The following is a 12,565-nucleotide window of genomic DNA, read 5'->3' as shown; positions in this document are numbered from 1 at the left end:
CAGCCCCACTGACCCCAGCCCCGGCGCCGGCCCTCCGCAGGCGTCTGCCGGGGCTTGTCTTGCGCGCCTCGCGGCGCTCGCTTGAGGAACTTCATCATGCTTCACGGCTACGGATCGAGCATTCTCGATGGCGCCTGGCTGACCATAAACCTGGCCTTGACGTCCATGTCCCTGGCGATTGCCCTGGGCCTGATCGGCGCGGCCTTTCGCCTGTCACCGCTCAAATGGCTGGCCATGCTCGGGGAAAGCTACACCACCCTGATTCGCGGTATTCCAGACCTGGTGCTGATCCTGCTGATCTTCTACGGCGGCCAGGATCTGGTGAACCGCATTGCCCTGGCGCTCGGTTACACCCGCTACATCGACATCAACCCCTTTATCGCCGGCGTCTGCACCATGGGCTTCATTTTTGGCGCCTACCTCTCGGAAACCTTTCGCGGCGCCTTCATGGCGATCCCCAAGGGTCAGGCCGAGGCCGGCGTGGCCTATGGCATGGGCGGTGCGCAGGTGTTCTGGCGAATCCTGGTACCGCAGATGATTCGTTTCGCCATTCCCGGCTTCACCAACAATTGGTTGGTACTGACCAAATCCACCGCGCTGATCTCGGTGATCGGCTTGCAGGACATGATGTTCAAGGCCAAGAACGCAGCGGATGCCACACACGAGCCATTCACGTTTTTCCTCGCGGTGGCAGCGCTGTACCTGATGCTCACCAGCCTGTCCTTGCTGGTGCTGCGCTATCTGGAAAAACACTACTCGGTCGGCATCAAAGCCGCCGAATTGTGAGGGGGAGCCACCCATGATTCTCGATTACAACCTGATCTGGGAAAACCTGCCGCTGTACTTCAATGGCGCCTTGTTGACCCTCAAAGTCCTGCTGATTTCCCTGGCCCTGGGTCTGGTACTGGCGATTCCACTGGCGCTGATGCGGGTGTCGCGATCGCCACTGATCAACTTCCCGGCCTGGCTCTACACCTACGTGATTCGCGGCACGCCGATGCTGGTGCAATTGTTCCTGATCTATTACGGCCTGGCGCAGTTCGAAGCGGTGCGCCAAAGCGTGCTCTGGCCTTACCTCTCCAGCGCCACCTTTTGCGCCTGCCTGGCCTTCGCGATCAACACCAGTGCCTATAGCGCAGAGCTGCTGGCCGGCAGTCTGAAATCCACCAACCATGGCGAGATCGAAGCCGCCAGGGCCATGGGCATGTCACGCCTGACCCTGTATCGCCGCATTCTCATGCCGTCGGCCTTGCGCCGGGCATTGCCGCAATACAGCAACGAGGTGCTGATGATGCTGCAAACCACCAGCCTGGCCTCCATCGTCACCCTCGTCGACATCACCGGGGCCGCGCGTACGGTCAGCTCAAGGTTCTATCTACCGTTCGAGGCGTTTATCACCGCCGGCCTCATCTACCTCGCCCTGACCTTCGTCCTGGTGCGCCTGTTCAAGCTGGCCGAGCGCCGCTGGCTGGCGTATCAGGCACCGCGCAAGCACTAAGGAGCTGCTATGGAGCACATTCAATACCTGTTGCCGTGGAGTGCCTCGGGCACCGAACGAACGCTGTCGCTGTTTCGTTTTGGCAGCGGACCACGCAAGGCCTACATTCAGGCGTCATTGCATGCCGACGAGTTGCCGGGGATGCGCGTTGCCGTCGAGCTCAAGCGCCGTCTTCTGGAACTGGAAACCCAAGGCCGCCTGACCGGTGTGGTCGAGTTGGTGCCCATGGCCAATCCGATCGGTATCGCCCAGATGTTCCAGGCCACCCACCAGGGACGCTTCGAGTTCTCCAGCGGCAAGAACTTCAATCGCGACTTCCCTGTGTTGGTCGATGCCGTTGCACCGCTGCTGGAAGGCCGATTGGGCGACGATGCCGACGCCAACATCGCACTCATCCGCCGCGCCATGGTCGATGCCCTCGCCGCCATGCCGGCACCGACCTCGGAACTCGACGGCCTGCGCCGCCTGTTGTTGCAGCATGCCTGTGACGCCGATGTGGTGCTGGACCTGCACTGCGATTTCGAATCGATCATGCTGATGTATGCGATGCCGCAAATCTGGCCACGCTTGCAGTCACTGGCCGCCCGCCTCGACGCCGGGGTCACGTTATTGGCCGAAGATGCGGGCGGCAGTGCCTTCGACGAAGCCTGCGCCATTGCATGGCTACGCCTGGCCGAGCTGTTTCCCGAAGCCAATATTCCCCTGGCGTGCGCGGCCACCACCATCGAACTGCGTGGCATGGCAGACACCGAGCGCGAGCAATGCGGCGACAGTACACAGGCCATTCTCGGGTATCTCGCCGATCAAGGTCTGATCAGCGGTGACTGGCCAGCGGCACCGCCGAGCCATTGCCAGGCCATGCCATTCGCCGGCGCGCAGTACGCCTGTGCGCCCCATCCGGGTGTGGTGAGTTTTCTGCAACCGCTGGGCGCGCACGTCAAGGTCGGCGATCCGCTATTCGAGGTCATCGACCCGCTGACCGACCGCCATAGCGTGGTGCGCGCCAGCACCGACGGCATTCTCTATGCCCGCGAACGGCTGCGCTTTGCCCAGCCTGGATTGTGGCTGGCCAAAGTGGCAGGCGTCACCCCCATTCGCCAGGGTCGCTTGCTCAGCGACTGATTCCAGAGAGTTCAAACCATGTACAAACTTGAAGTTCGAGACCTGCATAAAAGCTACGGCGCGCACCAGGTGCTCAAGGGCGTTTCCCTGCAGGCACAGGCGGGTGACGTGATCAGCATCATCGGTTCCAGCGGCTCTGGCAAAAGCACGTTCCTGCGCTGCATCAACCTGCTGGAGCAACCCAATGCGGGCAATATCGTGCTCAATGGCGAACCGCTCAAGCTGGTGACCAATAAGCTCGGCGTGATGAAGGCGGCCGAACCCAAACAATTGCAACGCATGCGTTCGCAACTAACGATGGTGTTTCAACACTTCAACCTGTGGTCACACATGAGCGCCCTGGAAAACGTCATGGAAGCGCCGGTGCATGTGCTGGGCCTGGGCAAGAAAGAGGCACGGGAAAAGGCCGAGCACTACCTGAACAAAGTCGGTGTGGCGCACCGCATGAACGCCTGGCCGGCGCATATGTCCGGTGGCGAGCAGCAGCGCGTGGCCATTGCCCGCGCACTGGCGATGGAACCGCAAGTGATGCTGTTCGATGAGCCGACGTCGGCCCTCGACCCCGAACTGGTCGGCGAAGTGCTTAAAGTCATGCAGGATCTGGCGCAGGAAGGCCGCACCATGGTGGTGGTGACTCACGAAATGGGCTTTGCCCGCGAGGTGTCGAACCAACTGGTGTTCCTGCACAAGGGCGTTGTCGAAGAGCGCGGAGACCCGCGTGAAGTGCTGCTCAACCCCCAGTCCGAACGCCTCCAGCAGTTTCTGGCCGGGAGCCTGAAGTAGAACCGCCACCCAGCCACTGCATGGCGCTGCCCCACAAGGTTGGCTTCGGATACACTCCAGCCAACCTTGTCAGGGCATCAGGCACAGCCCTTCTCTCACCTTCAGGAAATGTTGAGCTGGATATGCCCACCCCATCGAAAGACACCACTGTCTATGCCGCGCCAGTCATGCGCAAACTCACGGAAATCGTTTCCGATCTGCCGCCGTCACTGCGCAAGGTCGCGGACTTTATCCTGCGTCACCCGCTCAAGGCCGCGACGCTGACCATCGAGGAAATGGCTCACGAAACGTTGACCTCACCCGCCGCCGTCAACCGCTTGGCCAAAGCACTGGACCTCGGTGGCTACAGCGGCATGAAGGCCGAGCTGGTCGCTACGTTGCAGCAGATGGTGTCGCCGGTCGACAAGCTGCGCAACGAACTTGCCCATCGCCCCGGTGGCGCGTTTGGCCTGCATGAACAACTCCAGAGCGCCAGCAGCAACCTGGCGACTGCGGCGAGCAACAACCACGCCGACACCTTTGAAGCATTCGTCACTCGCCTGACCAAAGCGCGCAAAATCTACATCCTGGGCTTTGGCAACAGTGTCTACTTCGCCGGCCTCGCCGCCTCGACCCTGATGCCCTTCTGTGCGGACGCCACGGCCATCAGCATGGAGGGTGGTAACGAAAACGCCGCTTACCGCCTGGCCGCAATCACCGACCAGGACGTGCTGCTGGCGATCGCCCTGCCGCGCTACTCCCTCGACACCCTGCAACTGGCACGCTTCGCCAATGAACGCGGCGCATCGGTGCTGGCAATTACCGACTCACCTGCCTCGCCGCTCACCGGCATTGCCCAGCACACGCTGTTTGCGCCTTGCGATCACCCGGTGCTGACCAGTTCCAACATCGCCGTACTGGCCTTGATCGAAGGCCTGGTCGCCGGCGTGATGGCGCGCAATAAAGAAGCGGTCAAACTGGCAACCGAACTGACTGAAAGCGTGATGTCGTACCTGCACATCCCTGCCAGCGGTAAACCAGCGAAAAAGTGAGCGTTGGACATCCAACGCCCGCTTCTTGCTGATTGCGGTCTGGTGCGACCTCCAGCGTGAGGACTCGTGCAAAAACCTCAGGTAACCGTGCGGTCTTTCGCACAAACCACCATGGATGGGCGCGATTGCGGCAGGAAATTTCAACGCATGTCGCTTGTGGGTCGTTGCACCTGCTGCGTAAACCCTCTGTCAGCGATAATGCTGGCTTAATACAGATACGGTGATATCGCCTGAATCAACGCCTTCGGCAGGCTGTGAGAACATCCATCCAATTGTAAGAGCCCATTTCAGCCACTACACTCCAGCCCATGAAACGCTACCTGCGGTTTTGCCTCATTTTCGTGATTAGCCTGGTGCTTCCCCTCAGCGGGATGGCGGGTGTACAGGCGCCCACAGAACCGTGCCCGATGAAGACGATGGGCATGGCGATGATGGATGACATGGGAATGGACTGCTGCAACGACATGAAAAGCCCGACAGAGCATGGCAAGCCCTGCAAGCCGGGCCAGGAATGCAAGACTGGCGGCATGCTGCAAGTCTCGATCCTCAAGCCTCCTGTCACCGTGTTCAGCCCCGTAGTGGTTTCCTTCTTCAGTGATTCCCTGCCCGTACAAACCCCGTCCGGGGTATGGCGACCGCCTCGCGTTTGATTCCTGTCCAACATTGAGCCTCATTCCGCATTAGCGGGATGGACTGGCTGCGCGCATGTCTTTTTGACGCGTGCAGTGGATGATCACAGGAATCGTAAACATGAACTCCAAGTGCTATTGCACAGGTTGGTCCCTCGTGGCCGGTCTGGCGGCAAGCGTACTGGCATTGCCGAGCTTCGCTGCCGCATTGACACTCGATGAAGCGCTGCGGCTGGCCGAAAACAATGCGCCGTCGCTGGCTGCTCAAGATGCAAAGATTCAGGCTGCCAGCAGTGCGGCTATTCCAGCGGGTGAATTACCCGACCCCAAGTTACTGGCAGGTGTGCAGAACTACCCCATCGGTGGCCCGGATCGCTGGAGCATCAACGACGACTTCATGACCATGCAAATGGTCGGGGTCAGGCAAGAGATGCCCAACGGTGACAAACGCAAAGCTCGCATCGAAGTCGCCAACGCCGCCGTTGATCGCGCTGCCGCCGAGCGTCGGGTTGCACGACTGAACGTACGCCAATCCACGGCATTGGCCTGGATCAACAGCTACTCGGTCGAGCGCAAAGATGCGTTGTTCCAGGACTTCTACAAAGAAAACCGTCTGCTGACCGATACCGTCCGGGCCCAGATTGCCGGTGGCCGCGCTCAACCCGCCGATGCGGTGACGCCCAAGCAAGAAGCGGCTCGACTGGCGGAGCAACAGGACGATCTGGTTCTCCAGAGAGCGCAGGCCCGAGCGGCCCTCAAACGCTGGATTGGCTCAGCCGCCAACGACAAGCCTGTGGGCAGCTTGCCGCAGTGGCCTGTCGACTCCTCAAGCTACGCCCATAAACTGCAACACCACCCCGAGTTGGCAGCGTTTGCGCCGATGACCCGCGAAGCGCAAGCCAAAGTTCGTGAAGCCGAGTCGGAGAAAAAGTCAGACTGGAGCTGGGAGCTTGACTATCAACATCGCGATCGCCAGTTCGGCGACATGGTCAGCGTGCAATTGTCCTGGGACTTGCCGCTGTTTCCTGACTCCCGGCAAAACCCCAAAATCGCAGCCAAACAGGCTGAACTCAACCAGCTTGAGGCTGAGCGCGAAGCCCTGTCACGCGAGCACACTCAGCAACTGGAAAACGAACTGGCTGACTATGAGCGCCTGAATCGTGCGGTAAGCCGCAACCAGGAAAGCCTGCTGCCGCTGGCCAGGGAAAAGGTCGATCTCAGCATGGCCAGCTACCGTGCCGGCAAGGGCGATCTAAACGCCGTTGTTGCCGCCCGACGAGAACTCATCGAAGCCCGACTCAAACAGATCGATGTGGAGGAGCAACGAGCCCTGACCAGTGCGCGTCTGTATTTTGCTTATGGGGAGTCCGACAAATGATCCTTGAAAAATGGAACCGGGCATTGCTGGTTGGCATCTCGCTGGCATTGGGTGTTGCCGGTGGCTACTGGTTCGCTCACCAGCGCATGAGCGAAATACCAAGTACCGCCCCGGAGCAGAGCCTCAATTCACCGGACGAACGCAAGGCAATGTATTGGTATGACCCCATGTACCCGCAGCAAAAGTTCGATAAGCCGGGCAAGTCGCCTTTCATGGACATGCAACTGGTCCCCCAGTACGCCAGCGGCGTCGGGGATCGTGCGACCGTCAGTATCGACTCGAGCCTGACCCAGAATCTCGGCCTGCGTTTTGCGACCGTCAGTCGCGGAGCCTTTGATTCCAGCCTCGACGTGACAGGAGTTCTGGCGTTCAACGAACGGGATGTCGCGGTGATCCAGGCACGCACAGCGGGCTTTGTGGAGCGGGTCTATGCCCATGCACCCGATGACCTGCTCAAAGCCAATGCGGCACTGGCGGATATTCTGGTGCCGGAGTGGGCGGCCGCCCAGACAGAGTTCCTTGCCCTCAAGCGCAACGGTGATGCCGATCTGTTGGCTGCGGCACGTCAACGACTGAGGCTCACAGGGATGCCGGTTGCGCTGATCACCCAGGTAGAGCGCAGTGGCAAAGTCCAACCGAACCTGACCCTCACCAGCCCCATCAGCGGCGTGCTGCAAGAGTTGAACGTACGTGCGGGTATGACCGTGGCGGCTGGCGAGACTATGGCACGCGTCAATGGCTTGAGCAGTGTCTGGCTGGCCGTGGCCGTTCCGGAATCGGATGCCGGAGCCATCACCATGGGGCAGGCAGTCGAAGCGCGCTTGCCAGCCTTTCCAGGGGCAACGCTCAGTGGCAAGGTCAGCGCGATTTTACCCGAGACCAATCCGGACAGCCGCACCCTTCGCGTACGTGTCGAGCTACCCAATCCGGACGGACGCCTGAGACCAGGTTTGACGGCGCAGGTTCGCCTGAATCGTGCAACTGAGCAAAGTGTGTTGTGGGTGCCGAGCGAAGCGGTGATTCGCACTGGCCGACGTGCCCTGGTGATGCTCGCCGAAGACGCCGGTCGCTACCGCCCGGTGGAGGTGCAACCCGGGCAGGAAAGCGATGGCAAGACGGCGATTTTGAAAGGTCTGGAAGAAGGCCAGAAGGTGGTTACGTCTGGCCAGTTCCTCCTCGATTCCGAGGCCAGTCTCAAGGGCATTGTTGCTCGCACGGAGGAAGAGTCGCCACCCAGTGGAGCAGCCGCCGGTTTGCATGAGGCGGAGGGGCAGATCGTTGAGATCAATGAAAAAGAAGTCACGCTCGCCCACGGCCCTTTCAAGACGCTGGGCATGCCTGGCATGACGATGACGTTCCCTCTCGCCAGTCCGGCGCTGATGCAGGGCCTCAAGGCGGGTGACAAGGTTCGGGTCGCAGTGAGCCAGACCGACGATGGCTTGCGGGTCGAGCACCTGGTCAAATCGGGGGGCCAGCCATGATTGCAGCCCTCATTCGTTGGTCCGTGGCCAACCGGTTCCTGGTGCTACTGGCGACGTTGTTCGTTACGGCTTGGGGTATCTGGTCGGTGCAGAGCACCCCTATTGATGCGCTGCCAGACCTTTCCGATGTCCAGGTGATCATCCGCACCCCGTATGCAGGACAAGCGCCACAGATTGTCGAGAATCAGGTGACCTATCCGTTGGCCACCACCATGCTCTCGGTGCCGGGCGCCAAGACCGTGCGTGGTTACTCCTTCTTCGGTGACAGCTTTGTCTACGTGCTGTTTGAAGATGGCACTGACTTGTACTGGGCCCGCTCGCGGGTGTTGGAATACCTGAGTCAAATACAAAGTCGGTTGCCGGCCAGCGCCAAGCCAGCGTTGGGCCCGGATGCGACGGGAGTGGGCTGGATCTACCAGTACGCACTGGTGGATCGCAGTGGTGGACACGACCTGGCGCAACTTCGCGCACTTCAGGACTGGTTCCTCAAGTTCGAACTCAAGACGCTGCCCAACGTCGCAGAGGTGGCGACGGTCGGCGGGATGGTCAAGCAGTACCAGGTGCAGCTGGATCCGCTGAAACTGGCCAGTCTCGGCCTTACTCAGGCCGCGGTGACCGAGGCTATCGGCAAGGCCAATCAGGAAACCGGTGGAGCCGTGCTGGAGATGGCAGAGACCGAGTTCATCGTGCGGGCTTCCGGTTACTTGAAGACGCTCAATGACTTTCGGGCGATTCCACTAAAACTGGGTGCGGGTGGTGTGCCGGTGACCCTTGGCGATGTCGCCACGATTCAGTTGGGCCCGGAAATGCGCCGTGGCATCACCGAACTCGACGGCGAAGGCGAGACGGTCGGTGGTGTGGTGATTTTGCGCAGTGGTAAGAATGCTCGCGAGACCATCGCAGCGGTCAAGACCAAGCTCGACGAACTGAAAAGCAGTCTGCCGGCCGGGGTGGAAATCGTCACCACCTACGACCGTAGCAAGCTGATCGACCGCGCGGTGGAAAACCTCAGCCACAAACTGATCGAAGAGTTCATCGTCGTCGCGTTGGTCTGCGGGATCTTTCTCTGGCACTTGCGCTCATCGCTGGTGGCGATCATTTCGCTGCCGGTGGGGGTGCTGATTGCCTTCATCGTCATGCGCTACCAAGGGATCAACGCCAACATCATGTCCTTGGGCGGGATTGCCATCGCCATCGGCGCCATGGTCGATGCCGCCGTGGTGATGATCGAGAACGCCCACAAAAAGATTGAGGCCTGGCACGTGGCCAATCCAGGGGAGGAACTCAAGGGTGAGCGTCATTGGCATGTCATGACCGAAGCAGCGGCAGAGGTAGGCCCGGCGCTGTTCTTCTGCCTGTTGATCATCACCCTGTCGTTCATTCCGGTGTTCACCCTGGAAGCTCAGGAAGGACGGCTGTTTGGCCCATTGGCTTTCACCAAGACCTACGCCATGGCCGCAGCGGCGGGATTGTCAGTGACCTTGGTGCCGGTGCTGATGGGCTACTGGATTCGAGGACGAATTCCCAGTGAACAACAGAACCCGTTGAACCGGTGGTTGATTCGAATCTATCAGCCGGCCCTGGACGCGGTTTTGCGTCGACCGAAGATCACGCTGCTGGTCGCGCTATTGGTTTTTGTCAGCGCGCTATGGCCAATGTCGCGCTTGGGTGGCGAGTTTCTACCCCCGCTGGACGAGGGCGACCTGCTCTATATGCCTTCTGCCCTGCCGGGATTGTCGGCGCAGAAAGCGGCGCAACTGCTGCAACAGACTGACCGTTTGATCAAGACCGTGCCAGAGGTCGAACACGTCTTCGGTAAAGCCGGTCGTGCCGAAACCGCCACCGACCCGGCACCGCTGGAAATGTTCGAAACCACCATCCAGTTCAAGCCACATGAGCAATGGCGCGCCGGTATGACCCAGGAAAAACTGGTGGAAGAACTGGATCGCGTGGTGCGCGTGCCCGGCTTGACCAACATCTGGATACCGCCGATTCGCAACCGTATCGACATGCTGGCGACGGGTATAAAGAGCCCGATCGGTGTAAAGGTTGCCGGCACCAACCTGACGGAAATCGATGCGGTCACCCAGGCGGTCGAGCGAGTGGCCAAGGATGTACCCGGTGTCAGTTCGGCCCTGGCCGAGCGGCTGACTGGCGGCCGCTATATCGATGTCGATATCGACCGCAAAGCCGCCGCCCGCTATGGGCTGAACATCGCCGATGTGCAGTCCATCGTGGCCGGTGCCATTGGTGGTGAAAACGTCGGCGAGACCATTGAAGGTCTCGCACGTTTCCCGATCAACGTACGTTACCCACGGGAGTGGCGCGACTCGCTCGGCGCCCTGGAGCAACTGCCGATCTACACCCCGCTGGGGAGCCAGATCACCCTTGGCACTGTGGCGAAGGTCAAGGTCAGTGACGGCCCGCCGATGCTCAAGAGCGAGAACGCACGGCCTTCAGGCTGGGTGTACATCGATGTGCGCGGCAGGGACATTGCTTCTGTGGTTGCCGATCTTCGTCGGGTCGTCAATGAACAGGTCCGGTTGCAGCCAGGCATGAGCCTCAGTTACTCAGGACAGTTCGAGTTTCTCGAAAGGGCCAACGCGCGGCTCAAACTGGTGGTGCCTGCCACTCTGCTGATCATCTTCGTGTTGCTCTACCTGACTTTTGCCCGATTCGATGAGGCCCTGCTGATCATGGCCACCCTGCCATTCGCACTGACTGGGGGGGCATGGTTTCTCTATCTGTTGGGCTTCAACCTGTCGGTCGCCACCGGGGTCGGCTTCATCGCCTTGGCCGGTGTTTCCGCCGAGTTCGGCGTGATTATGTTGCTCTACCTGAAAAACGCCTGGGCCGAACGTGAAGACCTCGGTGACAGCACTGAACGCGGGCTGGTTGCGGCGATTCGTGAAGGCGCTGTGCAGCGCGTGCGCCCCAAGGCCATGACTGTGGCGGTGATCATTGCCGGTCTGCTACCCATCCTGTTGGGCAGCGGCACCGGCAGCGAAGTCATGAGCCGTATCGCCGCGCCCATGGTCGGCGGCATGGTCACGGCCCCCTTACTGTCCCTGTTTGTCATTCCGGCAGCGTATCGCCTGATGCGCCGCCGGCACCTTCTGCTTGTACCCACCACACCTCAAGGAAAAGTCGTATGAAACTCACCCTGATTGCAGTCGCAAGCACCGTATTCGCGCTATCACTGTCTGCCCACGCGCAGGACATGCCGGGCATGAAAATGGATGGCATGGAAGGCATGCAGATGAAGCAGGAAACAAAACAGGCTCCGGTCTCCAATGCCGAAGGTACGATCAAGGCTATCGATACTACGAAGCATACGGTGACGATCGCCCACGGCGCCGTTCCCGCCCTGCAATGGCCGCCGATGACGATGGCCTTTTCCGTGACGCAAGATCAGTTGTCGGGGTTGGTGCCTGGAGACCGGGTATCGTTTTCCTTCCGGCTGGAGGGTAACAGCGCCTCGATTGTGTCCATTAACAAGTAAATTCCGGTGGTGGAAGTGTCCGGCACATTTTGTCGTGCCGGACTAACCCATTACATCCGCTGGATCAGGAAAAAGGAGGGTTTGGGGTTTTGTGAACGACTGGCAATTGCTTACCCGTCCAGTTCCGTCTCCTCCACCGTCATCCTCGTCAGTGTTTCGGACCTGCGACAGATTTCGAAAAAAAAGTCGCAAGCCCCGCGATTCTTCAGGGCTTGCGACTCATTGCCGATACATCCTTCAAACTCCCGGGACGTCATCGACGGGTATGCCCGTGGTGTTCGTTACCGAACGTACAGGCCTAGTTCTCTACCTCAACCGCGTCGATATCCGGCGCGTCCTGGGCATCCGGGGCGTCCGCTACATCCTCTTTGGCCTCCCTCGCCTTGGCTTTGTCAGCCTCTTTGACTGCGTTCGCCTTGGCCTTGTCAGCCTCTCTCGCTGCGTTCGCCTTGGCTTTGTCAGCCTCTCTCGCTGCGTTCGCCTTGGCTTTGTCAGCCTCTCTGGCTACGTTCGCCTTGGCTTTGGCTGCGTCCCTGGCAGCATCTGCGTCGGCCTTGGCGGCGTCCCGGGCTGCATCCGCCTTAGCTCTGGCGGCGTCTCTGGCTGCATCTGCATCTGCGCGCGGTACGCCAGCAGCTCTTGCGGCATCCCGGGCTGCATCCGCCTCAGCTCTGGCGGCGTCCCGGGCTGCATCCGCCTTAGCTCTGGCGGCGTCCCGGGCTGCATCTGCATCAGCCTTGGCCGCGTCTCTGGCTACATCAGCGTCATTTCTCGCAGCGCCTCTGTCTTCCGCGGCTTCCCTGGCAGCGTCCCTGGCGTCTTCTGCGGCTTCCCTGGCAGCGTCACCCGCGTCTTCTGCGGCTTCCCTGGCTGCATCTGCGGCGTTATCCGCGTCGTTGTCATCGTCGTTGTCACGCGCGTCGTTACGCGCATTGCCTGGGCCTCTGTTCCCGACCATTCCACCATGGTCATCGTCGTTGTCATGCGCATTGCCCGGGCCTCTGTTCCCGGCCATACCACCATGGTCAGCATCGCCACGCCCAGGGCCTGCATGACCGTCACCACCATGGCCTGCTGCACCATGACCGCCTCCGCCGTCACCACCGTGACCACCGCCTCCGGCTGGCTCTTATACACATCT

At 60.5% G+C, this 12,565-nt stretch carries 11 protein-coding genes; 10 read left to right on the top strand and 1 reads right to left on the bottom strand.

Features of this window, described 5'->3' with window-relative positions:
- Positions 1–96 precede the first annotated feature (96 nt).
- The 10 genes from KGB07_RS25445 (at position 97) to KGB07_RS25400 (ending at position 11,424) form a co-directional block, all read left to right on the top strand.
- Positions 97–786 (top strand): ABC transporter permease, encoded by a 690-nt coding sequence (locus KGB07_RS25445; RefSeq protein WP_223466891.1) that lies wholly within the window; start codon positions 97–99, stop codon positions 784–786.
- Between the two features lie 13 nt (positions 787–799).
- On the top strand, positions 800–1,498 hold the full coding sequence (locus KGB07_RS25440) for an ABC transporter permease (protein ID WP_223466889.1): 699 nt from the start codon (positions 800–802) through the stop codon (positions 1,496–1,498).
- A 9-nt stretch (positions 1,499–1,507) separates the two neighbouring features.
- Positions 1,508–2,620, top strand: coding sequence for a succinylglutamate desuccinylase/aspartoacylase family protein (locus KGB07_RS25435; RefSeq protein ID WP_223466887.1), 1,113 nt, complete (start codon positions 1,508–1,510; stop codon positions 2,618–2,620).
- 18 nt (positions 2,621–2,638) lie between these two features.
- A complete protein-coding gene (locus KGB07_RS25430; protein WP_223466885.1) occupies positions 2,639–3,403 on the top strand; it encodes an ABC transporter ATP-binding protein in 765 nt (254 codons plus the stop codon).
- A 122-nt stretch (positions 3,404–3,525) separates the two neighbouring features.
- A complete protein-coding gene (locus KGB07_RS25425; RefSeq protein WP_223466883.1) occupies positions 3,526–4,434 on the top strand; it encodes a MurR/RpiR family transcriptional regulator in 909 nt (302 codons plus the stop codon).
- A gap of 308 nt (positions 4,435–4,742) precedes the next feature.
- Positions 4,743–5,084 carry a hypothetical protein gene (locus tag KGB07_RS25420; protein ID WP_223466881.1) on the top strand — a complete coding sequence of 114 codons (342 nt, stop codon included), beginning with the start codon at positions 4,743–4,745 and terminating at the stop codon, positions 5,082–5,084.
- A 100-nt stretch (positions 5,085–5,184) separates the two neighbouring features.
- A complete protein-coding gene (locus KGB07_RS25415; RefSeq protein ID WP_223466879.1) occupies positions 5,185–6,441 on the top strand; it encodes a TolC family protein in 1,257 nt (418 codons plus the stop codon).
- Complete coding sequence (locus tag KGB07_RS25410; protein WP_223466877.1) at positions 6,438–7,922, top strand: efflux RND transporter periplasmic adaptor subunit; 1,485 nt, start codon at positions 6,438–6,440, stop codon at positions 7,920–7,922. The genes KGB07_RS25415 and KGB07_RS25410 overlap by 4 nt, the downstream gene beginning before the upstream one ends.
- Positions 7,919–11,077, top strand: coding sequence for an efflux RND transporter permease subunit (locus tag KGB07_RS25405; RefSeq protein WP_046040444.1), 3,159 nt, complete (start codon positions 7,919–7,921; stop codon positions 11,075–11,077). The genes KGB07_RS25410 and KGB07_RS25405 overlap by 4 nt, the downstream gene beginning before the upstream one ends.
- Positions 11,074–11,424, top strand: a complete 351-nt coding sequence (locus KGB07_RS25400) for a copper-binding protein (RefSeq protein ID WP_046040442.1) — start codon at positions 11,074–11,076, stop codon at positions 11,422–11,424. The genes KGB07_RS25405 and KGB07_RS25400 overlap by 4 nt, the downstream gene beginning before the upstream one ends.
- 298 nt (positions 11,425–11,722) lie before the next feature.
- On the opposite strand, the gene KGB07_RS25395 is transcribed toward KGB07_RS25400, so the two are convergent.
- On the bottom strand, positions 11,723–12,382 hold the full coding sequence (locus tag KGB07_RS25395; RefSeq protein WP_223466875.1) for a hypothetical protein: 660 nt from the start codon (positions 12,380–12,382) through the stop codon (positions 11,723–11,725).
- Between the last annotated feature and the right edge of the window lie 183 nt (positions 12,383–12,565).

Source organism: Pseudomonas sp. GL-RE-26, assembly GCF_019956275.1.
Classification (GTDB): domain Bacteria; phylum Pseudomonadota; class Gammaproteobacteria; order Pseudomonadales; family Pseudomonadaceae; genus Aquipseudomonas; species Aquipseudomonas grandcourensis.
This window is presented reverse-complemented; position numbering and strand designations above follow the sequence as displayed.

Bases quoted from the DNA above. Each gene is read 5' to 3' on its own strand.
- KGB07_RS25445 (WP_223466891.1), top strand. From the start codon at position 97: ATGCTTCACGGCTACGGATCGAGCATTCTCGATGGCGCCTGGCTGACC.
- KGB07_RS25440 (WP_223466889.1), top strand. From the start codon at position 800: ATGATTCTCGATTACAACCTGATCTGGGAAAACCTGCCGCTGTACTTC.
- KGB07_RS25435 (WP_223466887.1), top strand. From the start codon at position 1,508: ATGGAGCACATTCAATACCTGTTGCCGTGGAGTGCCTCGGGCACCGAA.
- KGB07_RS25430 (WP_223466885.1), top strand. From the start codon at position 2,639: ATGTACAAACTTGAAGTTCGAGACCTGCATAAAAGCTACGGCGCGCAC.
- KGB07_RS25425 (WP_223466883.1), top strand. From the start codon at position 3,526: ATGCCCACCCCATCGAAAGACACCACTGTCTATGCCGCGCCAGTCATG.
- KGB07_RS25420 (WP_223466881.1), top strand. From the start codon at position 4,743: ATGAAACGCTACCTGCGGTTTTGCCTCATTTTCGTGATTAGCCTGGTG.
- KGB07_RS25415 (WP_223466879.1), top strand. From the start codon at position 5,185: ATGAACTCCAAGTGCTATTGCACAGGTTGGTCCCTCGTGGCCGGTCTG.
- KGB07_RS25410 (WP_223466877.1), top strand. From the start codon at position 6,438: ATGATCCTTGAAAAATGGAACCGGGCATTGCTGGTTGGCATCTCGCTG.
- KGB07_RS25405 (WP_046040444.1), top strand. From the start codon at position 7,919: ATGATTGCAGCCCTCATTCGTTGGTCCGTGGCCAACCGGTTCCTGGTG.
- KGB07_RS25400 (WP_046040442.1), top strand. From the start codon at position 11,074: ATGAAACTCACCCTGATTGCAGTCGCAAGCACCGTATTCGCGCTATCA.
- KGB07_RS25395 (WP_223466875.1), bottom strand. From the start codon at position 12,382: ATGGTCGGGAACAGAGGCCCAGGCAATGCGCGTAACGACGCGCGTGAC.